Origin of the sequence: Chryseobacterium paludis (assembly GCF_025403485.1) — a bacterium.
GTDB lineage: Bacteria > Bacteroidota > Bacteroidia > Flavobacteriales > Weeksellaceae > Chryseobacterium > Chryseobacterium paludis.
In genome coordinates this window covers 3908201-3934660 of the sequence record NZ_CP099966.1, presented here as the reverse complement: position 1 = coordinate 3934660, position 26460 = coordinate 3908201, and the positions used below count along the sequence as shown (strand labels likewise).

General features: G+C 35.1%; 25 protein-coding genes. 13 read left to right on the top strand and 12 right to left on the bottom strand.

Annotated features, from left to right (window positions below; translation table 11 throughout):
• Positions 1-13 precede the first annotated feature (13 nt).
• From rplW to NG806_RS17820, 4 genes are all read right to left on the bottom strand, one after another.
• On the bottom strand, positions 14-304 hold the full coding sequence (rplW, locus tag NG806_RS17835) for a 50S ribosomal protein L23 (RefSeq protein ID WP_214831131.1): 291 nt from the start codon (positions 302-304) through the stop codon (positions 14-16).
• 3 nt (positions 305-307) lie between these two features.
• A complete protein-coding gene (gene rplD / locus NG806_RS17830) occupies positions 308-937 on the bottom strand; it encodes a 50S ribosomal protein L4 (RefSeq protein WP_214831130.1) in 630 nt (209 codons plus the stop codon).
• Entirely contained in the window at positions 928-1554 is a 627-nt protein-coding gene (rplC, locus tag NG806_RS17825) for a 50S ribosomal protein L3 (RefSeq protein WP_034738787.1), read from the bottom strand. The genes rplD and rplC overlap by 10 nt, the downstream gene beginning before the upstream one ends.
• A gap of 227 nt (positions 1555-1781) precedes the next feature.
• A complete protein-coding gene (locus NG806_RS17820) occupies positions 1782-2546 on the bottom strand; it encodes a DeoR/GlpR family DNA-binding transcription regulator (protein WP_214831129.1) in 765 nt (254 codons plus the stop codon).
• 114 nt (positions 2547-2660) lie between these two features.
• Between NG806_RS17820 and NG806_RS17815 the strand changes: the two genes are divergently transcribed.
• From NG806_RS17815 to NG806_RS17785, 7 genes are all read left to right on the top strand, one after another.
• Positions 2661-4250 (top strand): glycerol-3-phosphate dehydrogenase/oxidase, encoded by a 1590-nt coding sequence (locus tag NG806_RS17815; protein ID WP_214831128.1) that lies wholly within the window; start codon positions 2661-2663, stop codon positions 4248-4250.
• A gap of 19 nt (positions 4251-4269) precedes the next feature.
• On the top strand, positions 4270-5766 hold the full coding sequence (gene glpK, locus NG806_RS17810) for a glycerol kinase GlpK (RefSeq protein WP_214831127.1): 1497 nt from the start codon (positions 4270-4272) through the stop codon (positions 5764-5766).
• A gap of 24 nt (positions 5767-5790) precedes the next feature.
• Entirely contained in the window at positions 5791-6522 is a 732-nt protein-coding gene (locus NG806_RS17805) for an MIP/aquaporin family protein (protein WP_214831126.1), read from the top strand.
• Positions 6523-6540: 18 nt separating this feature from the next.
• The gene (locus NG806_RS17800) at positions 6541-7341 is read left to right on the top strand and encodes a hypothetical protein (protein WP_214831125.1); all 801 of its coding nucleotides are present in this window, start codon (positions 6541-6543) and stop codon (positions 7339-7341) included.
• A gap of 146 nt (positions 7342-7487) precedes the next feature.
• Entirely contained in the window at positions 7488-7901 is a 414-nt protein-coding gene (locus NG806_RS17795; RefSeq protein ID WP_261510952.1) for a hypothetical protein, read from the top strand.
• Positions 7901-8902, top strand: coding sequence for a hypothetical protein (locus NG806_RS17790; protein WP_261510951.1), 1002 nt, complete (start codon positions 7901-7903; stop codon positions 8900-8902). The genes NG806_RS17795 and NG806_RS17790 overlap by 1 nt, the downstream gene beginning before the upstream one ends.
• Before the next feature lie 48 nt (positions 8903-8950).
• Entirely contained in the window at positions 8951-11668 is a 2718-nt protein-coding gene (locus tag NG806_RS17785; RefSeq protein WP_261510950.1) for a hypothetical protein, read from the top strand.
• 30 nt (positions 11669-11698) lie between these two features.
• On the opposite strand, the gene NG806_RS17780 is transcribed toward NG806_RS17785, so the two are convergent.
• The 8 genes from NG806_RS17780 to NG806_RS17745 all read right to left on the bottom strand — a co-directional run bounded on the left by NG806_RS17780 (position 11699) and on the right by NG806_RS17745 (position 20999).
• Positions 11699-12193 carry a low affinity iron permease family protein gene (locus NG806_RS17780; protein WP_261510949.1) on the bottom strand — a complete coding sequence of 165 codons (495 nt, stop codon included), beginning with the start codon at positions 12191-12193 and terminating at the stop codon, positions 11699-11701.
• Positions 12194-12299: 106 nt separating this feature from the next.
• A complete protein-coding gene (locus tag NG806_RS17775; protein ID WP_261510948.1) occupies positions 12300-14483 on the bottom strand; it encodes a TonB-dependent siderophore receptor in 2184 nt (727 codons plus the stop codon).
• 361 nt (positions 14484-14844) lie between these two features.
• Complete coding sequence (rpsJ, locus tag NG806_RS17770) at positions 14845-15150, bottom strand: 30S ribosomal protein S10 (protein ID WP_002661363.1); 306 nt, start codon at positions 15148-15150, stop codon at positions 14845-14847.
• 17 nt (positions 15151-15167) lie between these two features.
• Positions 15168-17285, bottom strand: a complete 2118-nt coding sequence (gene fusA / locus NG806_RS17765) for an elongation factor G (RefSeq protein ID WP_214831119.1) — start codon at positions 17283-17285, stop codon at positions 15168-15170.
• Between the two features lie 6 nt (positions 17286-17291).
• Positions 17292-17768 carry a 30S ribosomal protein S7 gene (rpsG, locus tag NG806_RS17760; RefSeq protein ID WP_034684795.1) on the bottom strand — a complete coding sequence of 159 codons (477 nt, stop codon included), beginning with the start codon at positions 17766-17768 and terminating at the stop codon, positions 17292-17294.
• Positions 17769-17791: 23 nt separating this feature from the next.
• Complete coding sequence (rpsL, locus tag NG806_RS17755; protein WP_002983146.1) at positions 17792-18205, bottom strand: 30S ribosomal protein S12; 414 nt, start codon at positions 18203-18205, stop codon at positions 17792-17794.
• A 98-nt stretch (positions 18206-18303) separates the two neighbouring features.
• Positions 18304-19257 (bottom strand): sulfatase-like hydrolase/transferase, encoded by a 954-nt coding sequence (locus tag NG806_RS17750; protein ID WP_261510947.1) that lies wholly within the window; start codon positions 19255-19257, stop codon positions 18304-18306.
• Between the two features lie 149 nt (positions 19258-19406).
• Positions 19407-20999 (bottom strand): hypothetical protein, encoded by a 1593-nt coding sequence (locus NG806_RS17745; protein WP_261510946.1) that lies wholly within the window; start codon positions 20997-20999, stop codon positions 19407-19409.
• A 102-nt stretch (positions 21000-21101) separates the two neighbouring features.
• On the opposite strand from NG806_RS17745, the gene NG806_RS17740 reads away from it, so the two are divergent.
• From NG806_RS17740 to NG806_RS17715, 6 genes are all read left to right on the top strand, one after another.
• Positions 21102-21578 (top strand): Dps family protein, encoded by a 477-nt coding sequence (locus NG806_RS17740; protein ID WP_214831116.1) that lies wholly within the window; start codon positions 21102-21104, stop codon positions 21576-21578.
• 93 nt (positions 21579-21671) lie between these two features.
• Positions 21672-22850, top strand: coding sequence for a nicotinate phosphoribosyltransferase (gene pncB, locus NG806_RS17735; RefSeq protein WP_214831115.1), 1179 nt, complete (start codon positions 21672-21674; stop codon positions 22848-22850).
• A 63-nt stretch (positions 22851-22913) separates the two neighbouring features.
• A complete protein-coding gene (locus NG806_RS17730; protein WP_214831114.1) occupies positions 22914-23384 on the top strand; it encodes a YciI family protein in 471 nt (156 codons plus the stop codon).
• A 445-nt stretch (positions 23385-23829) separates the two neighbouring features.
• Positions 23830-24477 carry a dihydrofolate reductase family protein gene (locus NG806_RS17725; protein ID WP_390882522.1) on the top strand — a complete coding sequence of 216 codons (648 nt, stop codon included), beginning with the start codon at positions 23830-23832 and terminating at the stop codon, positions 24475-24477.
• Positions 24478-24934: 457 nt separating this feature from the next.
• Positions 24935-25909: a DUF6624 domain-containing protein gene (locus NG806_RS17720; protein WP_214831112.1), complete on the top strand. Its 975-nt coding sequence runs from the start codon at positions 24935-24937 to the stop codon at positions 25907-25909.
• A gap of 262 nt (positions 25910-26171) precedes the next feature.
• Complete coding sequence (locus NG806_RS17715; RefSeq protein WP_214831111.1) at positions 26172-26405, top strand: hypothetical protein; 234 nt, start codon at positions 26172-26174, stop codon at positions 26403-26405.
• Positions 26406-26460 lie beyond the last annotated feature (55 nt).

Genomic DNA, 26460 nt, shown 5'->3' with positions numbered 1-26460 from the left:
TTATAATTAATAATTAATTTACAGCGAAAATATCGATTACTTCTCCTTCAGCAAGAGTGATAACCGCTTTTTTCAATTTATTTGTCTTTCCTACTTGAAGACCTTTTTTAGTGTGTTTCGAAGAAACTTTAGGCGCATAAATCATGGTTCTAACGTCTGCTACTTTCACACCATAAGTTGCCTCTACAGCTTTCTTAATTTGGATTTTATTCGCCTTAGTATCTACCAAGAAAGAATAAGCACCTCTTAAATCTGTAAGATAGTTTGCTTTTTCTGAAATAACTGGTTTAATAATAACTGACATGATTTATTTCTTTAGATTTTCCTGGAATTTTTCAACTGCACCTTCTAAGAATACGATCTCACCTGCATTGATTAAGTCATATGAACTGATTTCATTGAACTTCATCACTTTAGTCTTAGGTAAGTTTCTTGAAGATAAATACACATTCTTGTTAGTATCAGGAAGAATGAATAAAGACTTCTTATCGCTTAATGCTAACGCATTCAAGATAGTGATGAAATCTTTAGTTTTAGGAGCAGCAATGCTCAAACCTTCCACAATTCTAATGCTGTTGTCTCTCATTTTCTGAGAAAGAACAGATTTTTTAGCTAATCTCTTAAGAGCTTTGTTCAATTTGAATCTGTAGTCTCTTGGCTTAGGTCCGAATACTCTACCTCCACCTCTGAAAGTTGGAGATTTAATATCACCATATCTAGCAGATCCAGATCCTTTTTGCTTCTTAAGTTTTTTAGTAGAAGCAGTAATTTCGCTTCTTTCTTTTGATTTATGAGTTCCTTGTCTTTGTGCAGCAAGGTACTGTTTCACTTCTAAGTAAACCGCGTGCTTATTTGGCTCAATACCGAATACAGATTCGTCTAGAGTTACTTTTTTTCCGGTCTCCTTTCCTGATGTATTTAATACTACTAGTTCCATTTTCTGATAATTACATAAGAATTTTTAGCTCCCGGAACAGCACCTTTTACTACTAAAAGATTTTGTTCTTGATCCACTTTTAATACTTGAAGGTTTTGAACAGTTACCTGCTTACCTCCCATTCTACCCGCCATTCTCATTCCTTTGAATACTCTCGAAGGATCCGATCCAGCACCGATAGAACCTGGAGCTCTAAGTCTGTTGTGCTGACCATGAGTAGCTTGCATTACACCTCCAAAGCCATGTCTTTTAACAACACCCTGGAAACCTTTACCTTTTGAAGTTCCTGTTACGTCAACAAATTCACCTTCAGCGAATAGATCAACTTTTACTTCTTCTCCTACTTTTACTTCATCAACGAATTCTCTGTAGAACTCTACTAATTTAGCTTTAGGAGCAGAACCAGCCTTTTTAAAATGGCCAGCTAACGCTTTACCAACGTTCTTTTCACTCTTGTCATCGAAACCCAATTGAACTGACTTGTAGCCGTCCTTTTCTATGGTTCTGACCTGTAAAACCGAGCACGGACCAGCTTGAATAACTGTACAAGGAATGTTTTTTCCTTCTTCGTTAAACAAAGACGTCATACCGATTTTTTTACCAATAATACCTGACATTGTTTATGTTATAATAAAATTTATCCTCTATTTATACCCATTTTTAGATGGTTAAAGTAATTTCCACGTTTGAGATGGGCATACTTTTCCCCTAAAATGAGTGTGCAAATTTATGGATAATTTTTAGATTGGCAAATTTTATAGCAAAATATTTTGATTTTTAGTAGCTTACAAAATAAAACATGCTTTAGAATGCATTTTGAACTTACCCCGGAACAAGGTGGAAGCTATCTCGTAATAACACTTAAACCCATTTCTTCAAGGTTCTTTTTATCTTCTTCCAGAATCGCTTCATCTGTAATTAAATAATCAACTTTATCCAAAGAAGCAATCTTTCCAAAGCCTTTCTTATTCAGCTTTGATGAATCAGCCAATATCATCACCTTATCGGAGCACTCTATCATGAGTTGATTAAGATGTGCTTCAGCTGCATTGGATGTACTGATTCCAAAATCCATATCAATCCCATCAACACCCAGAAATAGTTTATTACAAGAAAACTGAGCAAGAATGGTCTCAGAGATAGAACCTACGATTGAAGTGGAACTTTTTCTCACTTCCCCGCCTAACTGTATAATATTAATGTTGGGATTGTTACATAGCTCTAATGCAACCCTTAATGACGAAGTAAGAACTGTAAGCCTTCCGAAGTTCACCAGCATCCTTGCAAGATAATGCATCGTAGTTCCAGAAGCCAGAATGATACAGTCGTTTTCTTCAATCAGCTTTAGAGCAGCTTTAGCAATACTTTGTTTTGCTTCTACATTAATTGTTTCTTTTTCATCTACATTCTTTTCATAAGCATATCTTACATGCTTACTCGCACCACCATGATTTCGAAAAAGAAGACCTAAGCTTTCTAAATAATTCAAATCCTTTCGAATCGTAACTGAAGAAACATTATACTTTTCACATAACTCTTGTACGAGAACATAGTCTTTTTTGTCCAGTTCATGCAGTATCTCGTTATGCCTTGGTATTAATTTTTCCATTCTTTTTCTTTCACCAAAGTTATTATTTTTTTTCAAGACATTAAAATTTCACTTATTTTCTTTTTAGTTTCATTTTTAATTATTAGCTTTGAATTCGAAACTTAACGAAACATTATGAAACGAAATGAAGAACTCAGCAAATTAACCACCGTAAAAGAATGGGACTTTCTGGTCATTGGTGGAGGAGCAAGCGGTTTAGGTTCGGCATTGGACGCAGTAAGCAGAGGATTTAAAACGTTACTGTTGGAATCTCACGATTTTGCGAAAGCGACTTCCAGCAGAAGTACAAAACTGGTACACGGTGGCGTACGGTATTTAGCACAGGGAGATATTGGTTTGGTAAAGGAAGCATTAAAGGAAAGAGGATTACTGGCAAAAAATGCCGCTCATGTAGTAAAGAATCAATCTTTCATCATTCCTAATTATACTTGGTGGGGAGGAATTTATTATAAAATTGGACTTTCGATTTACGATTTTCTTGCAGGAAAATTAAGCTTAGGCAAAACTCGATACATTAGTAAATTAAAAACAATTGAAAAGCTGCCAACTATTGAACAAAAAAACCTGGCAAGCGGGGTCGTTTATCAGGACGGACAGTTTGATGACGCACGATTGGCAGTTAACTTAACACAAACGATCATTGAAAAAGGTGGAACGGCTGTTAATTATGTTAAGGTAATTAATCTAATTAAAAACGATTCTGATAAAGTAATTGGTGTAGTTGCTGAAGACCAGTTTACAAAACAGCAATTCGAAATTCATGCAAAGGTGGTTATCAACGCAACCGGAGTTTTCACCAATGACATATTAAACATGAATAATCCAAAACACGGAAAATTTGTGGTTCCTAGTCAGGGAATCCATTTGGTTTTGGATAAATCTTTCTTAAAAAGCGATGATGCTATCATGATTCCGAAAACTTCGGATGGAAGAGTTCTATTTGTCGTTCCTTGGCACGACAGAGCTTTAGTAGGAACAACTGATACCTTACTTGAAAGCGAAAGTTTTGAGCCTCGTGCGCTGGAAGAAGAAATTAAATTTGTTCTAAATACAGCAAGACAATATTTATCAAAAAAACCAACACGGGAAGATGTAAAATCAGTGTATGCAGGGCTTCGCCCACTTGCTGCTCCAAAAGACGGAAGCAAAAGTACGAAAGAAGTTTCGCGAAGTCATAAAGTGGTAACATCTGATACAGGTTTGGTTTCTATCATTGGAGGAAAATGGACAACCTACCGTAAAATGGCACAAGACACGATAGATAAAGCCATGCAGGTTCATCAATTAGGAACAACAGCTTCTAAAACCGAACATCTTTCCATTCATGGGAATATGAATCCTGAAGCGGTTGATCGAACCAACCATTTATATGTCTACGGATCAGACATACCCGAAATCAAAAAACTACAACAGAGCAATCCTGAATTTTCAGAAAAAATACATCCTGATCATCCATTTACAGTTGCTGAAGCAATTTGGGCAATCCGAAGCGAAATGGCACAGACCATTGAGGATATCCTTGCCCGAAGAGTCCGTTTATTATTTTTAGATGCTAGAGCTGCGATCGACAGTGCACACAAAATCGCTTTCATCATCGCAAAAGAAAACGGATATTCAGAGCAGTGGGCCAATGAGCAGGAAAGAGAGTTTATCGAATTGGCGAAAGGATATTTACTGATTCCTTATTCACCAAGACCCATCTAACCTTAATTAATGTCACAGTATGAGTGAAAAGTTGATTCTCGCTCTGGACCAAGGTACAACCTCGTCAAGAGCCATTTTATTCAATCACAGCGGAGAAATAGAATTTGTTTCTCAGAAAAGTTTTGAACAGATATTTCCTACCCCCGGATGGGTAGAACATGACCCTAACGAAATTTGGTCTTCTCAGGTTTCGGTAGCAGCTGAAGTTATAGCTAAAGCAGGTATTTCAGGATTGGAAGTTGCCGCAATAGGTATTACCAATCAACGTGAAACTACGATCGTTTGGGATAAAGAATCTGGTGATCCTGTTTATAATGCTATCGTATGGCAAGACAGGAGAACGTCTAAATATTGTGACTCTTTAAAAGAGCAAGGATATACGGACATGATCAAAGAGAAAACGGGACTGGTACTGGATGCTTACTTTTCAGCGACTAAGCTAAAGTGGATTCTTGACAATGTAGAAGGAGCAAGAGAAAAAGCAGAAGCAGGTAAATTGTGTTTTGGCACCGTTGATACCTGGTTGGTATGGAAACTTACACGTGGCAAAATGTTCATTACAGATGTTTCTAATGCGAGCCGAACTATGCTTCTTAATATCCAGACGTTAGAGTGGGATAATGAACTTTTAGAGTTATTTAATATTCCAAAAGCCATCCTGCCTGAAGTTAAGCAAAGCAGTGAGATCTATGGAGAAACAGCAACTACTCTATTTTCCACTAAAATTCCAATTGCAGGAATAGCAGGAGATCAACAGGCAGCTTTATTCGGACAAATGTGTACTACTCCAGGAATGGTTAAAAACACATATGGTACAGGATGCTTCCTATTAATGAATACAGGAAAAGAGGCCGTTCATTCTAAAAACAATTTACTGACCACTGTTGCATGGAAAATCAATGGTGAAGTAAATTATGCTTTAGAAGGCAGTGTTTTTGTTGGTGGTGCCGCAATACAGTGGGTGAGAGATGGCCTTAAATTGATCAACTCAGCTGATGAGATCAATGATCTTGCTAAAAGCGTTGAAGATAACGGCGGAGTTTATTTCGTTCCTGCGCTTACAGGTTTAGGAGCCCCTTACTGGGATCAATATGCCAGAGGAGCAATTGTAGGGATAACCCGTGGAACAACAAATGCACATATTGCAAGAGCAACTTTAGAAGGAATTGCATTCCAGGTTTACGATATTGTAAAAGCAATGGAGGCCGATGCAGGAACTGGTAGTCTTGAATTAAGAGTTGACGGTGGAGCTTCCAAAAGTGATTTACTGATGCAAATCCAATCAGATCTACTAGGAGTCAAAATAACAAGACCAAAAACCTTAGAAACAACAGCATTGGGAGCTGCTTATCTTGCAGGCCTTGCTGTAGGGTATTGGAAGAACATTGATGAAATCCAATCTCAGTGGATCGTAGATAAACATTTCCAACCTGAACTGGAAAAAGAGAAAGCGGATAAAATGATCCATTTATGGAACAAAGCTGTAAAGCGCTCTCAAAACTGGATAGAAGATTAACTTCCATTAAACAAAACATAAACTATGACTCCATTTATAGCAGAAATTATCGGGACAATGCTTATGATACTACTCGGAAACGGCGTAGTGGCAAACGTTGTTTTAAAAGGAACGAAAGGTAACGGTTCCGGCTGGATTGTGATTACCACGGCTTGGGCTCTGGCAGTTTTCGTTGGTGTAACCATTGCAGGGCCAATCAGTGGTGCCCATCTGAATCCTGCAGTAACATTAGGTTTAGCCATCGCAGGAAAATTTTCATGGGACTTAGTTCCGACATATATCGCCGGAGAAATGATTGGTGCAATGTTAGGTGCTTTTTTGGTTTGGGTATTTAATAAAGACCATTTTGCCATTACAGAAGATGAAGGTGCAAAACTAGCATGTTTCAGTACTGGCCCAGCGATTAGAAAACCTATTTCAAATCTCATTAGTGAAATCATTGGGACATTCGTTCTTGTTTTTGTGATCTTCCATTTTGCTGATCCGAATCTCACTTTAAACAATGATCCAAATGCTAAGATCGGTTTGGGAACAATTGGAGCTCTACCTGTTACATTGTTGGTTTGGGCAATCGGTCTATCTTTAGGAGGAACGACAGGTTATGCTATTAATCCTGCTCGTGATTTAGGACCAAGAATTATGCATGCAATTCTTCCTGTAAAAGGAGGAAGTGACTGGGGCTACGCCTGGATTCCTATTGCGGGACCTATTTTAGGAGCAACTCTTGCGGCTTTATTGCACCTCGCTTTAAGTTAACTAAAGAAAGTTTACACAATGAAAAAACTATTTTTTATATGCCTAATTATTTTAGGTACAGGGTCTCTTTTTGCCCAGGAGAATACAGAAACCAAAGACGAAGGTCGTCTAGATTTCACCGCTAATATTCAGAACAACCATTTATGGCGAGGATTAATTATTACAGATAAACCTGTGGTAATGGGAAATCTTTCTTACGCTCTGGATAAAGAAAAAAAATGGAAAGTCGGAATATGGGGCGCATCTTCTTTAACCGATGATAAAGATGGTACGCATTACAAGGAAATCAATTATTATGTTCAGTACTCAGATGGGCGGATTTATATTGGATTATGGGATTTATTTAATTCCAGAAACATCAATACAACCGTTGCCTCAGATGACATCTTTAATTACTCTAATAGAAGAACGGCACATATTATTGATCTAAGGACCAATTATACTTTTGGACCCTCATTTCCTTTAAATGTTGAAGCTGATATTATGTTATATGGTGGAGCCAATGCTGGAGAAGTAGTTTTGGAGCCGGATGGAAGTTATAAAAAGAATAAATATTCTACTTATGTACAAGTGAGTTATCCTGTAATTGCCCATCAAAAGGTAAATCTCGATGCTTTCGTAGGTGGTGGATTTGCTTTTAATGACAGTACTTTTTTATATGGAAATGGAAAAAACAGTTTCGATATAGTGAATGTTGGTATAAAAGCAACTAAAGCTTTAAAAATAACAGAGCATTATACACTTCCAGTTTCTATGATGGCAATGTGGAATCCTTCTAATAAATATGCGAGAATTCAACTTGCAGCAACAGTATTCTAATACTCTTTTTTCTATATTAAATAAACCATTCCTTTATTGGGATGGTTTTATTTTTTACGCCTTTCTTTAAAACTTAAAAACTAACCTAAATACCGGGTTTTTACGGTCTAATTCTTGCCTAAATATTTTTAAATTTGATAAAAAAAATGAAAAAGGTATTCAGCTTATTTATTCTGTGTATAAGCATTTTTTCTTTCGCCCAGTCAAAAGCGCCCTTCACTGGCAAAAGATCCTTCAACATTGTGGAAGGTTATAGTGGAACCGGGACACCAGCATATTATCTTGATGTAAAAAAGAATGGTGATGTATATTTTGGTTATGTTCAGGTAAATCAGGCTAGTGGAGAAGAGACCACTGAGGAAATGAATGCTGGAAAGTATAACCCTACAGTAATGAAAGCACAATTCAAGAAGTTTAATGAAATATTTTATGTAAAGTTTGATAAAGAAAAAATCTATCTTACTGACGAAAAAGGAAATATTCAGAAATCTGAAGATTGTTGTTCTGCCTTAGAAAGTGATAAAGGAAGTTGTACCTGTGAAAGCGTTTTTTATCAATAATGAAAATAGCCAAGTTTTTAATAGTCCTCATTTTGCTTACTTCATGTAGCAAAAAGACAGAGCATCCGTATACTTTTTATTACTGGAAAACGAAACTTTCGTTAGAGCTGGAAGAGAAAAAAGCCTTAAATGAAGTTACAACACCTTATTTATATACAAGATTTTTTGATATTGACAAGGTAAATGGGAGATTTGAGCCTGTAGCAGTTATTACCAAAGACCCTAGTTTTCAAACAGATAAACAAATAGTCCCAACAGTATTTATAACAAATCCGACTTTCCTGAACATTTCAATGGACGAGATACAATTTCTCGCTAAACATGTTAACGATTTAATCCAAAAGAAAATTACTCAATATCATTTAAAAGTCAATCAGGAAATACAAATAGATTGTGACTGGACAGCAGGAACCCGTGATGATTATTTCAATTTTTTAAAAGAGCTAAAAAAAATCTCTGGTAAAGAAATAAATTGCACCCTTCGCCTTCACCAGGTAAAGGATAAAATGCAAATGGGCATACCTCCTGTGACAAAAGTTTATCTGATGTGTTATTCCACTTCTTCACCTTTGGAAACATCTGATAAAAATTCCATACTGGACGTCAATATTTTAAAAAGCTATCTTTCAAAACTAGAAAACTACCCTATCAAGAAAATTGATGTGGCGCTGCCTATTTATTCTTGGGGAATTGTTACAAACCACTTAGGAAAACATAAACTGATCAACGCATTATCTGACAAAGATCTGAAAAACCCAAACTTCAAAAAAATATCAGATCACGAAAGCGAAATTTTAAAAGACGGATTTTACTTTGGAAGTTATTTAAATAAAGGTTTTAAGATAAAAGTTGAACAAGTTACAAGTGAACAGCGTAATGATGTAATCTCGTTTTTGGATAAAAAAATATCGCAGTTTAATATTATTTATTATCAATTAGATAGTAAATTTGTTAGTAATCAAAATTTTAATCTAACATCTCAATTTCAGGGTGATTTTTAAAATTGCGAAACATTATAAAATCACAACAAAAAAACATCAAAAACCAATATGAAAAAGTATATTCTTTCTCTTGCCGTCGTGTCACTTTTCTATACGAAGTATGAAGCGTGTGCATGGTCAGACCCTGACTATGAATATTTTAATCTCTTTACTCAGAGCATCATAAAAGATAAATCTTATCTACCATTCCTTCATAGTTACTCGACAAGATTTTACACAGATTTTAAATCATCTCAAATTCCGGATGAAAATATTGGAGCATGGAAAAAGTTCTTCGGTAATCAATTAAGTTACGCTGAAACAGATTATCTGGTAAATAAAATGGGTATGAATGACCTTAATGAATTAAAGAAAGGAAATCCAAATAATCAATTACTAAAAAAACTGGGTTCAGGATTCTATCAAAAATATCATGAAGGAATTGATTATTTAATTGAAGCTAAATACCTCGAACCCTATATGAGGATTAACTTCGTTGAAAACCCTAATTCTTATTTTTATGGAGGGACTCAAAATGATAAGAATGCTACAAACCTTGATTACAGCAAAACAATTTCTGCTTTAACTTCTCTATATAACGCTGCTAAGAATTCTGAAATCAAACAACGATATGGCTATCAGCTCGTACGTTTGAATCATTATACCAGAAATTACGATGCAGCAGTTCAGGCTTTCAAAACCTATGTTGAACCCATCAGATTGAAAGGAGCACCTTACTTTATGGCTCTCGACCAACTGGCAGGAGCACAAAGAGGTCTGGAAATGAACAGCGATGCCAACTGGAACTTCTTCCAGGTCTTTATGAATAGTGACAGCCGTAAAGAGTCAGCCTTTGTTTCTATGAAACTTTCGGATACGGCTTCTTTTAATAACATTTTAAAAAGAGCTGGAACTGATAATGAAAAAAACATGGCATATTTTCTTTTGGGATACGAAGATTTCACAAATCCAATTCCAATCATGGAAAAGATGTACGACATCAATCCTGATTCGGAAATTTTGAAAGTAATGGCCGTGAGAAGTATCAATGAACTGGAACGAACTTATCTTCCTACTTATTATTACACTTCCGATGACACAGATAATGCAACTGTTCAAAAAGAAGGATCCAAGACTTCTACGGAAGCAACGAAGACAGAAACAACAAAGGTGAAAGAAAAGGAGCTTTCATTCTGGCAGAAAATCGTTAGATTTTTTAAGAACCTGTTTGGTGGATCCAAATCAGACAAGACCGCCGATGGGAAATCTGATCAAAGCGATGATGAGCTATTAGATAATCCTAACAGAATTCCGTTCTACACAAAAAATGCAGGCTACTGGTATGGCGACAAAGATCAGAAAGATTTTCTGGATGATCTTGAAAAGTTTACCGAAAAGACGAAAGAGAAATCAAAAGATGAGTATTGGCAAATTGCAGATGCCTATCTGAAATTTCTGAAAAAAGATTACAAAGCAAGTACAGAAATCCTGGAAGACATCAAAACAACCAATCCAGAGTACCTTGAAGAAATAAAAAGAATGAAAGTTCTGAATGACATTGTATCTCAGCCTAAAATAACTTCAGAATATGAGGATCATTTAATGAAAGATTATCCTGAATATTTTATCGAAAAAGAGGTAAAAAAAGACAGCACAAGAACTGATTATGATGACTATTATGGTCCTGTTCCTTCTACCGCTTCTTTCCTTAAAGATGTTTTAGCAAACCGTTACTTCCTTCAGGGAGAAGATGGAAAGTCATTCTTGATGAGTAATAAACTTTCTGATCTTCAATATAACCCTAACTCCAGTTTAGTGAAGAGTGTTGAGGATTTTTATAAAAAACCAAATAAGAATCAGTTTGAACAACAGATCATTGCCAAAAACATGGATGATGTAGGAAATATTGATGCTTTTTTTGGAGTGATCTATGGCGACCGCGCAATGAGAATGGCTGACTTTGAAAAAGCTAAATCTTATTATCAGAAGGCTCAGGATTTTGTTGGGATTCCAAGAATCAATTATGACTGGGTTTCAAGTGAGCAACCAAAGGTTCCACACAAGTATGCAGACGGTGAATACAATGGTTTCAGAAATATTCCGAGCTATGTATTTGGTCATAATGTTTGGGAAAGCTTTGAAAGTATTGCTGGTATAAGTATGGAAAATGAAAATTACACTCAGTTTCCTTTCATTAAAACAACAATGAATAAACTTGAGTTAGCTGATGCAGCGATCCAGCTTAAAAAGATGAGCAGTGGAAAAGATGAAAAAGCGGCTAAAGCCAGTCAGCTTATTGGAAATTTATTATATAACACTTCTATTCTCGGTTATTACAGACAATTGTTCGTAATGGATGTCGACAACAGTAATGGAGGTAAATATGATTTTTGGAATACAGATAAGAAGACACCTTATCAGTATTATTACAAAAATTTCCTTGATAAATCTTATATGGAACCTGATAATTTTGATCTGGCTATTAACTATTATAAAAAGGCATTGGATCTATCGGCAAACAAAGAAGAGAAAGCAAGAATACTATTTCAGATGGCTAGTGCTGAACAGGGGAAATACTATCAGTATGAAGCAAACAACCCATCTAAGATCAGCTACTCTGATCCGAAGTACTCTGAAAAAAGTGATGCATATCAAAAACAGTTGGATGATACGAAGAATCAAAAGTTCCGTACCTATTTTGCATTATTGAAAACCCAGTACTCGGATACTGAGGCAGCTAAAAGCCTTATGGGAAGTTGTTCTTATTTTAGTTATTTCATGAAATAGCAGCTTTCACTTTATAAATAAAAAAAGGAATCATAATGATTCCTTTTTTTGTTTTTCCAGCCATTCATCATGTTTCTTTTTAAAGAGATCATTCTTATAATTCTGATTTCTCTTGGCAGCATCAATAGAATGAGACGTATGGATATCAACATCATCTTCAGCAAAATCAGCTAATTTTTCATAGTAAGTATGCAACTGATCTAATTCCTTTTCAGAGAGATCTTCAATATCTACAATCCGGTTGCTTGCTTTTTCATGAGCAGCAATGAGTTCGTTGAGTTTAATCTGTATGGCTTTTGAATCTTTATTCTGCGCTTTCTGAATTAGAAACACCATCAAAAAAGTAATTATTGTCGTTCCTGTGTTAATCACTAACTGCCAAGTTTCAGAATAGTGAAAAACAGGTCCGGAAAAAGCCCAAATCACAACAATAGCGGTTGCTCCGATAAACGCATATGAGCTTCCTGTAAATTTTGTTGCCCAATCTGAAAATTTTTCAAAAAAATTATTGCTCTTATGACTCATCGTGGATATTATTTTAAAGAATAAATGTATTAAATAATATTATTCTTTAAGCAATAAAATGCAAACAATAAAGCCTATTGATTTTCCCAAATCCTTCTCTAATTATTTAAAATCTGTAATTAACCTGAACTGCAAAATTTCTAGGCTGGATCTGATCTATATATCCGCCTCTGAAATAAGAATTATAACCAACGGTATCGAAAATATTATTGAAGAACACTCTCAAACCAAGTCCCTTTTTGAAAACATACCCTATTTGTGCATCTACCGTAGTATATTCAGGCATATTGAATGGTTTTTCACCAAGCTGAGTTCCGTTAATGTGACCACTGGCTGCATTAGAATATTTTTGTTTATAATCATCAACAGGTCTCGTTCCTACATAATAAATTCCAGCTCCCACATCAAACCCTTCGAAAGTTCCTCTACTAAATTTATAATTCAACCAGGCATTTGCTGAATTCTTTGGTGTATTAATTGGTGCAGAGCCATTAACAAATGAAGGACTATCTTTGTATTGAGCATCCACATAAGCCCATCCCGTCATTACCTGCAAATTTGGAAGGATCTTCCCAATCAATTCTACTTCTATCCCTTTTCTTTTCAGTTCTCCTGCCAGTGCATAAGTTCCTGTACTATTTCCACCTGTTAGTACTTCATATGATAAATTGTCAGTATTAATATTGAACATTGTAACATTGAATCTTAATCTTTCATTCAGCCAATCAGATTTAATCCCCACTTCCCATTGCTTAGTGGTTGAAGCTCCTACAGTTCCTCCTTCTAGTAATACATTATTTGCACCTCTTAAAGAAGTTGTACTTGTATAAGAGCCAAAAACGTTCATGTTTTCGATCGGTGAGATCATAAGCCCTAATGATGGATTCCATGCATAGCTAGGTTTTTTATCAGATCCGTTCAATCTGCTGTAACGAATTCCCAAATGTGCTTTAACATATTTATTAAAAGTAATAACATCTTGGGCCATTAAACCTAATGTTGGTGTTACCGTATTAACTATAGGATCTTTCGTTATCAAATCGAAGTTATTTGCATCGATACCGGAAGGTAGGATATTATTAATTTCATTAAGAACATTAATACGATCAATCTCCTTTGGTATGTAAGATTTTGTAGTAACATTAGATTCTTTCCAATCAAAACCAACCTGGAAGGTATGTTTCATAAATCCTGTCATCACGTCTGCTCCAATAAAATCAAATTGAAAAACTTTATTCAAATCTTCACGCTCAGATTTTGTCAAACTTCTATCTCTTATTTCATTTGGATTTTTTGGATCAATTGGAGCTAGCGCTGCTCCTGTCATATCAGCTTGATATGAAGAGCTCATAAATGCTGCTCTTATTTTCAGTTTATCATTTAATTTTCTTGTCGCAGTAGTAGAAAAATTAAAAGTCTCCATCTTTGCATTATCTGATGAAAATCCAAGAAATTTCCTGCCAGGCATCTTATATATTGCTTCTGTATCGCCTTTCGCCAAATTGACAGTTCCTCGATCGGGTGTAGTATTGTTGTGCATATAGTCCATCTCTACAACAATCTCAGTTTTATCATCTGGACGAATTGCAATTGAAGGATTAACGTAAATACGATCTGTATTAATAAATCTCCTAAAACTATTATTATCCTGATAAGCAGCGTTCAATCGTACAGCAACTTTACCCTGAGAATCCAATACTCGCTGAAAATCTATAGTTGGTCTGTAAAAGTCCCAACTACCATATCTAAAGCCAACATTCGTTTGGTTGATAAATTTCGGAACTTTAGTTACCACATTAATAACGCCACCTGCAGAACCTAATCCATCTCCAATTCCCTGTGTAACTGCCGCTGATCCTTTTATTACCTGAATGCTTTCAACTCCTTGCATGTCTGTAAGCATGGCACCGGTTCTAAAATCAGAGTCCATCTGAACACCGTTTTTCAAAACAGGTACACCACGATAACCTCTTATCGACATACTTTCTCTTGTCCCACCATAGCTTCCAAACTGTGTAACACCTGGAATATTCTTAGCAACATCCGTTACGGTTAAGCCTCCTAAATCTTCTATTACTTTATAAGAAATTACTGAAATACTTTGAATCTGATCTCGGGTTTTAAGAGGCAGCCTTGTAATGGCTTCAAGACCGTCAGGCTGTTTTTTTCTTTCTCCAAATAACTCAACTTCTTCGATCGTTTTTTCTCTTCTAATAGTATCATTAAGCTTTTGTGCATTGGCAAAACCAATCCCTAATACTACTAAAGAAATAGATACTGTTTTTCTCATAATTCTTTTTTGCAAAATTATTATTTTTAATAATTCTAAATAAAAAATGAGAATTGACATATCTCAGCAAAAAGAATTATGATATACGAAATCTTAATTGTCTTTCAATATTTGCAAACATATTCTTAGTCATAATCGCGGGTCCTTATAGAATAAAACAGGAAACAACTCATTAGCTGCTTCCTATTAAAATTCGTTACACTTATTTTCATTCTATAATAGATACTGCCCAGTATAATATTCACCAATCTTTATATTGCTTAGCATTTATTAAACTTATCTCTTTAAAGTTTATTACAATTAAAAATCCGTCTCTTTAAAAGGGACGGATTTTTATATAATCACGGCTTAGTGCACGTTATCACACTTTAATTTCAACATCTACACCGCTTGGTAACTCTAATTTCATTAGAGCGTCCACAGTTTTAGAAGAAGAAGAATAGATATCCATCAATCTCTTGTGAGCTGAAAGTTGGAACTGTTCTCTAGCTTTCTTATTTACGTGTGGAGATCTCAACACAGTGAAGATTCTCTTATTAGTTGGCAATGGAATTGGTCCGTTTACAACAGCACCAGTAGCCTTTACCGTTTTTACGATTTTCTCAGCAGACTTGTCTACCAAGTTGTAATCGTAAGATTTTAGTTTTATTCTGATTCTTTGTGACATTTTTCTAATTTAAAAAATTAACCTTTAGATTTAGCGATAATTTCTTCCGCAACGTTCTGAGGAGTTTGAGCATATTTCTCTAATTCCATAGAAGAAGTAGCTCTTCCTGATGAAAGTGTTCTTAGAGTTGTTACATATCCAAACATTTCAGAAAGTGGAACAGATCCTTTGATAACTACAGCACCATTTTTCTCTTCCTGACCACTGATAGTTCCTCTTCTTTTGTTAAGGTCACCAATAATGTTACCCATATATTCTTCTGGAGTTACAACTTCCAGTTTCATGATAGGCTCCATAATTACTGGCTTAGCAGCACGTCCCGCTTCTTTAAATCCTATTTTAGCAGCTAATTCGAAAGAAAGAGCATCAGAATCCACCGCGTGGAAAGATCCGTCTTTAAGAACAACTTTAATACCTTCAACTTCGAAACCAGCCAAAGGACCGTTCTTCATTGCAGCTTTAAAGCCTTTTTCAATTGCAGGAACAAATTCTCTAGGAACGTTACCACCTTTGATTTCGTTAATAAATTCCAGACCGATTTTACCTTCGTCAGCAGGTCCTAATTCAAATACGATATCAGCAAATTTACCTTTACCACCAGATTGTTTTTTGTAAACTTCACGGTGACTAGCAACTTTTGTAAGATTTTCTTTGTATTCTACCTGAGGTTGACCCTGGTTTACTTCTACCTTGAATTCTCTTCTCATACGGTCTACAATGATATCCAAGTGAAGCTCACCCATTCCAGATATAATTGTTTGACCTGAAGCCTCGTCAGTTCTAACCGTAAACGTTGGATCTTCTTCAGCTAATTTAGCTAATGCGTTACCCATTTTATCTTGGTCAGCCTTCGTCTTAGGCTCAACAGCGATACCAATTACCGGATCAGGGAAAACCATCGATTCAAGAACGATTGGGTTTTTCTCGTCACACATTGTATCACCAGTTTTGATAGATTTGAATCCTACCGCAGCACCAATATCACCAGCTTCAATATATTCTACTGGATTTTGCTTGTTAGCGTGCATCTGATAGATTCTTGAGATTCTTTCTTTATCTCCAGAACGAGTGTTCAAGATATAAGAACCTGCATCTAATCTTCCAGAGTATGCTCTGAAGAATGCTAATCTTCCCACGAATGGGTCAGTAGCAATCTTAAATGCTAAAGCCGAGAAAGGCTCGTTTACGTCTGGTTTTCTTGTAATTTCAGCATCAGTTCTTGGATCAGTACCTTTGATATCGTCTTTATCCAATGGTGAAGGCAAGTATTTACATACTGCATCCAACATAAACTGTACTCCTTTATTTTTGAATGAAGAACCACAAGTCATTGGGATAATAGATAAATCGATAGTAGCTTTTCTAAGAGCTTCGTTGATTTCATCTTCAGAGATTGAATCTGGATCTTCGAAGAATTTCTCCATCAAAGTCTCATCGTAGTCAGCAACAGCTTCTACTAATTTCTCTCTATATTCTAGAACTTCAGCCTTCATATCCTCAGGAATTGGCACTACCTCGAAAGTAGCTCCTTGTCCTGCCTCATCCCAGATGATAGCTCTGTTTTTAATTAAGTCAACAACACCTTTAAAGTCTTCTTCAGCACCGATTGGTAAAACGATTGGAACTGCATTAGATCCTAACATAGTCTTAACCTGGTTTACCACGTTAAGGAAGTCAGCCCCTTGTCTGTCCATTTTGTTTACGAATCCCATTCTCGCTACTTTGTAGTTGTCAGCAAGTCTCCAGTTTGTTTCAGACTGAGGCTCTACTCCATCTACTGCAGAGAATAAGAATACCAATCCATCCAATACTCTTAAAGATCTGTTTACTTCTACTGTGAAGTCAACGTGTCCCGGTGTATCAATGATGTTGAAGTGGTAAGGTTTAGTTTCAGGTAAAGTTTTACCTTGATCAGTTGGGAAATTCCAGTTACAAGTTGTCGCTGCAGAAGTAATGGTAATACCTCTTTCTGCTTCTTGCTCCATCCAGTCCATTGTAGAAGCACCATCGTGAACTTCACCAATTTTATGGTTAACACCTGTATAGAATAAAATCCTTTCTGTAGTGGTAGTTTTCCCCGCATCAATGTGGGCAGCAATACCAATGTTTCTTGTAAATTTTAGATCTCTACTCATTTCTAATTAGAATTTAAAGTGTGAGAAAGCTTTGTTAGCTTCCGCCATTTTGTGAGTATCAGATTTCTTTTTGTATGCAGCACCTTCTTCTCTAGAAGCAGCAACAACTTCATTAGCTAATTTTAAAGCCATTGACTTATCATTTCTAGCTTTTGAATATTTGATTAACCATTTCATTGCCATAGAAATTTTTCTATCAGCTCTGATTGGCATAGGGATCTGAAAGTTAGCTCCACCTACTCTTCTTGAACGTACTTCTACATGAGGCATTACGTTAGTAAGGGCATCTTTCCAGATTTCAAGAGCTGTTTTTTCAGTCTCTCCTTTTTTATTTTCTACGATTTCTAATGCATCATAGAAAATTTTGAATGCGATAGACTTCTTACCGTCTAGCATTAAGTTATTTACGAATCTAGTTACCAATTGATCATTAAACTTTGGATCTGGTAACAACGGTCTTTTTTTCGCTTTTGTCTTTCTCATTGTTTTTGTACCTTATTTAATGATTATTTTTTCTTTCCTTTTGCTGGTGCAGCAGCTGCCTGACCTGGTTTAGGTCTCTTAGCTCCGTACTTAGATCTTCTCTGTGTTCTTCCATTAACACCAGCGGTGTCTAATGCACCTCTTACGATGTGGTAACGTACTCCCGGTAGGTCTTTCACCCTTCCGCCTCTCACCAATACTATCGAGTGCTCTTGAAGATTATGTCCTTCGCCCGGGATGTAGGCGTTGACTTCTTTACCGTTTGAAAGTCTTACCCTTGCAACTTTTCTAAGTGCAGAGTTAGGTTTCTTAGGAGTGGTAGTATACACTCTCGTACATACACCTCGTCTTTGTGGACAAGAATCAAGGGCAGCCGATTTGCTCTTCTTGGCAAGCGTGGCTCTTCCTTTTCTTACTAATTGTTGAATAGTAGGCATTTAATTGCTTTTTATTTTAAGGTGCAAAAATAGTAATTATTTTTTAATTGACAAGCAGTTAAGTCTTTTTATTCACATTTAAAAAGAAAACAAAATACTTATTTGAAAACATTTTTTATTATTTTGCCATTAGCATATTGTAATGGAACCCCCAGAAGTTCAGCCATGGTACTGGTTATATCAATCTGTTCATAATTGCCTGTACTAATTATTGTATTTTTCTTAAAATCCGGACCCATCGCAAAAAATTCGATATGTCGGCATCCATTGCAGTCATCTCCATGTTGTGCAAATCCCCCTTTCGAGTCTAAATGTCTTCCATGATCATTAGAAACGATAAGTGTCGTCTTATTTTTATAAGCAGACAGGGACTGGATATGATCCCAGATTTCTTTAATGGAGGTATCGGTTTTCTTTATGGCGTCAATATATCCATTCCAATTGCTGGCATGCCCATTGGAATCTACATCTTTCAAATTGATCACAATAATATTGGGAGAATACTTCTCCATCACCAATTTTACTTTATCCACAGTCACAGCATCAGGTCGGTAACCTGAGCCATTACCATTGATTCCACAATCAACACTTGGCTGAAACTTTCCTTTCCAATCTTCAAGCTTACAGTCATTCAGTACTTCCAATTTATCTTTAGAAGTTATAATCCAGGCTTTAGTTTTATCTTCTCCTGTATATTTGAGCCACTGTTGCATAATAGATGGATATCCCGGCAACTCGGTCCCATTATTCTTAATATTCTCATATACACCACTACACATAGCACTGTGTCCTGGATTAGTATTGGTACTTCCATTATTTTTAAAATCACTGATAAATACACCCTGACTTAAAAGACTTACTCTATTGGGAATATTTTCTCTGTTGACTTCTTCCCAAGTCTCAGACATACGAGGACCATCAACCACCAGTAAGACTATATTTTTCGTCTGGTATGCATACTGATTATCGATCACCGTTTGTACTTCTTGGTTGTCATTTGTACAAGAAATCACTAAAAGACCTAGGATAAAATACAATACAATTTTTTTCATAATTTTTTCTTATTTGTGTGTTTAATGTGTAAAGCTAGGGAAATAGACTTAATCAGTATATTAATAAATTATTAAATCTAAGAAACATGATTCAATCTATTACAATGTCTTTGTAAACATAAAATATGAAAACATAAGTATATGATCTCCTAGTCCATAATTTGGACATTTACCTTTTTATTCCAATTAAAACTTCTTATATTTTTTTTTAGTCTCTCTTCATTAGTTGGATCTATAGAATATATGGACACCTCATCTCTTGCTACGGTCACTTTATTTTTAATTTTCAAGGTAGCAGTTTTCTTCCAGGTTTTTGGAACATACCCCTGAAGCCAGGCTTCATAAACAACAGCAATTTCGTATTTGTTTTCTGAGCCATATTGGGTAAGAAAATCTTTAAGCTTATTATTAAAAAAACTTTTGTTCTCGTTAAACGGAATCATCTCTGTAGATCCCAAACCTGCAATATCTAATAAATGAATATCTGTATAGTATGTAATTGCTCCAATATCGTTAGCTACTATTTTGGAATCATTATAATAGGTGTGTAAAAATCTAGCGGATTGTATCTGCTGTTCATAAATATTTTTTCCACCATTCTCAAGAATACAATGTGCTACCCAGCCTTTATAGAAAAGAAGTATAATATTTATAACAACCAGTAAGGTAATGATCTTTTCTTTTCTAATATAATTATTAACATCAAAAAATAAATCTTTGACCCGTGGGATAAGCACCATAGAAAATCCTATAAGTAAATATGCTTCATAACGGAACATTCCCTTTAGATCCGCAAACATGCTATGGCATATCATCAGAAGAAAGAATACCACAAGTAAAAAATTACTGTTAATAGCATCCCTGAAACTCTTAGTCTTCAAATCTCTGTAAATGAAGACAGCTGACAATAAAACAGGGAAAAAACCAACTTTATAAAAGCTTATATTTAATATAAAATTATCAAGAAAGATGATTTTAAGCTGTGACAGCAAATTTGAGTCTAAACTTAGTTTTGTTCCCTTTACTACCACAGAATTGGGGAAAAGATAACCATCTTGCCGATAGTTAAAATAGCAGAAAATCAAAATTGGAACAAATCCAACAACCAGTATACTCATTGCTTCTTTCCACTTTTTCATTAATATTAAAACAAAAGCAAAAATCACAAAGTAAAACATGCTTTCAAAACGGACAAGTCCCATTAGAAAAATGGTAAGATAAAATACTAAAACAGCATATCTTTTTTTATCTCGATAATAAAAGCAAAAAATATTAACGACAAAAAGAAATACCTGAAAGATGTGCTCCATACCCGATAACATCTGAATGTGCAAAACCACAAAAAATAAGGTGAATATGACCGCTAAAACAGTTTTTTTTACATCCTTAAAAAATTCAGCATAATATATTGATAGGAAATAAACTATTCCAATGCTAAAAAAAATATTAAAGTACAGTGGGATCTGATCGTTATTCCCAAAGACTTTTATTAAACAACTAAGAACAAAAGTAAACAATGGTGAAGAAGAAGTGGAAGAAAATTGATATCTCGTAATCCCCCACACCTCATGTAATGCAAAATTCTTTGCCATAGCAAGATGAATGTAAGCATCATCAATTGGATATATATAATGTCCATCCGTTTTTGAAACTGACTGAATATAATAGAACAGGCATACACCAAAAAATACGATGAGGGAAGAAAAGAAACTTTGTAAACCAATATTTCGGGATGACGACATTTTATGATAAATTATAAGAATACCAAAGATAAGTATCATCAATCAGGAACCTGCAACTTCGGCATAATATTTACTGCTTATATAGCATAAAAAAATAAACGTATGAAAAATGCAAGTATTATCGGTCTAAAGGAAACCGATTGTAAAAACATTTCAGAAAAGCTAAATACACTTTTAGCCAATTATTCCGTATTCTATCAAAACACCAGAGGTTCTCATTGGAATATTAAAGGCGATCAATTCTTTACTTTACATCCAAAATTTGAAGAGCTTTACAATAGCCTTGTATTAAAGATTGATGAGATTGCAGAAAGAATTTTGACATTAGGAGCAACACCAGCCCATAATTATTCAGATTATTTAAAAGTTGCCACTATAAAAGAGAGTAAAGAAGTAACTGATGGAACAAAAAGTGTGGAGAACATTTTAAGTTCTTTTAAAGTAGTATTGGATCTACAGAGAGAACTTTTGGATATTACCGATGCAGCCGGAGATGAAGGGACAAATTCCCAAATGAGCGATTATATCACTGAACAGGAAAAAGAAGTATGGATGTACAACTCTTATCTTGGTAAATAAGCGAACGAAAATCATCGATATATTTAAAAAAATCGTCTTACATTTAGACGATTTTTATTTTTAATTATTAAATTTGCGTTAAAATTACACAATATGCACGACGTACGATTGAATTCTATTCTAGACAACGATTTCTATAAAATAACCATGCAAAACGCAGTGGTGAAATTATTTCCAAGCACGATTGTAAAATATGAATTTATAAACAGAGGACAGCATCTTTTCCCGGAAGGTTTTGATGCAGCATTGAGAGAAGCAGTAACTAAAATGGCAGAACTCAAGCTTACCAAGGATGAGAAGAAATTTCTGGCAAGAACATGTCCTTATCTGGCTTTACCCTATCTTGATTTTCTTGAAGGTTATCATTATGATCCATCTGAAGTAAAAATTGTTCAAAAAGGAAATGACCTTACCGTTTCTGTGGAAGGTTTATGGTACAGAACCATTCTTTGGGAAGTTCCATTACTAGCCCTTATCAGTGAACTGCATTATGAAATGAACCATATGGAAAGAGATTCCAATGAGGTTGTGATGAATAAGACACTTGAGAAAGCTGACTCTTTGAACAGACTTGGTGTTACCTTTGCGGAGTTTGGAACGAGAAGAAGACACTCTTATAAGGTTCAGAACCTTGTTATGGAAGCTTTAACGCAAAGAAAAGATTCAACTTTTACCGGTAGTTCGAATGTGCATTTCGCTATGAAATTTGGTGTAAAACCTATTGGAACTCATGCCCACGAATGGTTTATGTTTCATGGTGCTGAATACGGTTTTAAGATGGCCAATGAATTAGCCCTGGAACACTGGGTAGATGTTTATAGAGGAGACCTGGGAGTTGCCCTTTCAGACACTTATACTACAGATGTTTTCTTTCAACAGTTTGACAAAAAATTCGCAAAACTTTTCGATGGGGTACGTCATGACAGTGGAGATGCCCTTGAATTTGCTGATAAAACAATTGCACACTATAAGAACAACGGAATTAATCCATTATTCAAATATATTATTTTCTCTGACGCCTTAAACCTTGAGAAAGTAGAAGAGATCACAAAATACTGTAAAGGAAAAATTGGTGTTTCATTTGGTATAGGAACCAATCTCACCAATGATGTTGGACTAAAACCTATGAATATTGTTATGAAATTAATTGGAGTACAAGCTCCGAATAAAGAATGGATTCCAACTGTAAAACTTTCTGATGAACATGGAAAATATACGGGTGATCCGAAAATGATTGAATTGGCAAAAGAGTTCTTAAGAATAAAAGATTAAGTTTTAGACACCAGATGTGAGACATCAGATATTAAACTTACAACTAAATAAATCATAACTATTATGAGATCAAAAATTTATTTTTCCCTTAGTCTTTTGATAGCAGCTTTATCTTTCGCTCAGGAGAAAAAAGCAGCAAAACCAAAATTCAATCAAGAACTGGCTACCTCATTGGGAGCTGACAAATATGGAATGAAAGCTTATACCATTGTCATGCTTACTACAGGATCCGCAAAGATTGAAGATAAAGTGAAAATGGGTGAATTAATGAAAGGACATATGGCTAATATTGGTAAGTTAGCGGATGAAGGTAAGATCATAGTTGCCGGGCCTTTTTTAGAAAAGAATAAAGAAACCTATCGTGGGATGTTTATTTTCAATACCAAATCCAAAGAGGAAGCCGAGCAATGGGTAAAAACAGATCCTGCAGTACAAGCCGGAGTTTTTAGTTACGAAATATTTCCATGGTATGGATCTGCTGCATTGCCTTTATATTTAAAACACCACGAAGAAATCACAAAAGAAAATCCTTAAAAAAGGACTTTTTCACTAAATTTTCGGAGCCCAAACAAAATATAATCAGATAGAGAAGAATGTTAAAAACTTAAAAAGCATATTTAAAAACTTTGATTAATAGTTTCATTAGAAATATTGTTTCTTCAATTATCAGCTCAACTATTGTTCTCCCTGCTTTTTATAAATTTATTGTTTTATCGATTTTCGCTCTAAGTTTCTTATTCCACCTTATTTAATTATTGGATCATAAATAGTAATTACCGGAAAAACAAGCGATAATCCAGCTGTATTTATTGCTCCATTTTTAGCAACTGTGTTTAAAAACAATGTACTTAAGATATTTTAAATGCAAATATCATAATATATAAATATAACATTGATATAATACGTAGATTTGAATGTAAGTGATCATAACATGATACACTAAAGAAATGAGATAGGTTTGAATTTAAAAGGAGGACCAATGAGAAAACTAGTTTTAAAAATGTCCGTGTCCGCTGACGGATTTGTCTGTGGACCAAATGGAGAAATTGATTGGCTACTGCGGACAAGAGATCAATCAGCATTTGATTGGATTGAAAAAACACTTTGGGATGCGGGAGTTCACATTATGGGTAGCAGGACATTTCATGATATGGTTGCCTATTGGCCCACATCACCAGACCCTCTGGCAGTTCCAATGAACGAAATACCAAAAGTTGTTTTTTCAAAGAAGGGTTTTGTAGAGCAAACTAGAGATGAATTAACAACCCAGGCTTTCAAAGACAGTTCACGTCAAGATGCCGAAAAAGGAATTGTTAAAACTACCATTTCTAAAAGTGCAGGAACCTGGTCAGAAGCCTCAATTGCGAGTGATATAGTTTCTGACATTACAAAACTTAAACAGCAAGACGGTAAGTTTATTCTGGCTCATGGGGGTGCCAGCTTTGCTCAAGACCTTGTTAAACATGAACTTATTGACGAATATCGACTGGTAATTCACCCTGTCATTCTTGGCAAAGGTATTCCATTGTTTGCATTGGCCCCAAATCCAATTGAATTAAAACTTGAAAGCTCATCCCACTTTGATTCAGGAATCATAGCCAATATCTACTCAACAATCGTAAAATGAAAACAACTTGCCACTTTTATTGTTGTTAGTGTACAAAGTTTTTTTCGCAGACAAAAATTTGTGATTTTGAAAAATTAAATTTTAAAGAAAAAACAAACAACCTTTTCATGAGTTTAAAAAATCCATTAGTATAAAAGATAAACTTAGTCTTTCATCCTAGTCTGGTTTCCTTATAACCTGCAATCACTGCCAAGATAAATCAAAATACATTAGAAAAGGCTTTTCTATTATCACCGGAGGAGAAATTAAAATGAAAGCTGAGATTGTTGAGCAAAGTATGGGTTATCATATCAATCTTTATGACCTTCAAAAAAGAGTTCAAAATCACGTTCTAAAACCACATAAAATTTTCTTTTATTAGCAAAATAAATGTAAATTCATAATCTACAAAATAATTAGTCCAACAAACATATTGGATCTAGTCATAGTCTTTAAACTAACAATCAATCATAATTTTATGAAAAAAACAATTTTAGTCTTTATAATTATTCTAACAACAAACTTTAGTTTTGGGCAAAGTGTTCCCAAAGAATATCATGATAAAGTTAAAACTGCAGAATCACTTTATAATGCAAAAGAATTCAGAAATTCAGCAGACAGATATTCAGAAGCGTTTAAATCTAATGGCTGGCAGGGCTCTATAAATGACAGATATAATGCTGCTTGTTCGTGGGCATTGGCATCAGTCCCAGACAGTGCGTTCTTTCAACTTAACAGAGTCGCTGCAAAGTACACCAATTATAATCATATAACAACTGACACAGATTTAAACTCTTTACATGCCGATATCCGATGGAAACCATTATTGGAAAAAATCAAGCAGAACAAAGACAAAGCAGAAGCTAATCTTAATAAACCATTGGTAGAAATGCTAAGCAATATCTATATTGAAGATCAGAAATACAGAAAAGAAATTGATGGAATTGAGAAAAAGTATGGACAGAATTCAAAGGAAATAAAAGATCATTGGAAAATGATAGACGAAAAAGATTCTTTGAATTTAATAGAAGTAAAAAAAATTCTTGATAAATATGGCTGGGTAGGCCCTGATGTTGTGGGCGGCCAGGGAAGCACTACATTATTCCTTGTGATCCAGCATGCTGACCTCGCGACACAAGAAAAATATTTACCGATGATGAGAGATGCTGTAAAAAATGGTAAAGCACAGGGCAGCAGTTTAGCTTTGCTCGAAGACAGAGTAGCATTAAGACAAGGCAAAAAACAAATTTACGGCAGCCAAATCGGACGTGATCAACAAACACAGGTTTACTTTGTATCTCCTTTAGAAGACCCCGATAATGTAGATAAAAGACGTGCAGAAGTTGGACTTCCTCCTTTAGCAGAATATGTGAGTAATTGGCAAATTAAATGGGATGTTGAACAGTACAAAAAAGAATTACCTAAACTGGAAGAAAAAACAAAAAAGAAATAAAAATCCTTCATCCTATAAGAACGAGGTTCCCGATCTGCTCCCAATATGATCCTTCGCCAAACTTCATTCTACCGAGAATGACAATCATAAGCAAGGACAATATTTGTTATTTTAATGAAAGAAAAATATTTATTTAAAATATTTATTTTATAACGCAATAGTGATTTAATTTTTACTATTTTAGCCTGTAATTCAATTTCTTATAAATTATATTATAAGAAAGTCAAGAACAAAACAATTACTAAACAAAAAAAATTAAACCATGAAAAAGAACTTAACAAAACTTTCAAGAACAAATTTGAAAGATGTCTTTGGAGGAACTTTGTATCCTGCACAATGCCCTGGAGGGTGTCCTGGCGAAGCCTTGATCAGATGTCCTGACGGCTCCACTACTATGACAAATTTTATATGTATGGGTGGAAGATGCGAACCAGCCGCAATGTGCAAACCCTTGGTTCTTGAACCTTTCCCGGATCCGATTATCATCACTCCGTAATCTGACCTATAATAGATAAAGTGAGCTTTCCGGCTCACTTTTTTTTGTGGACCGT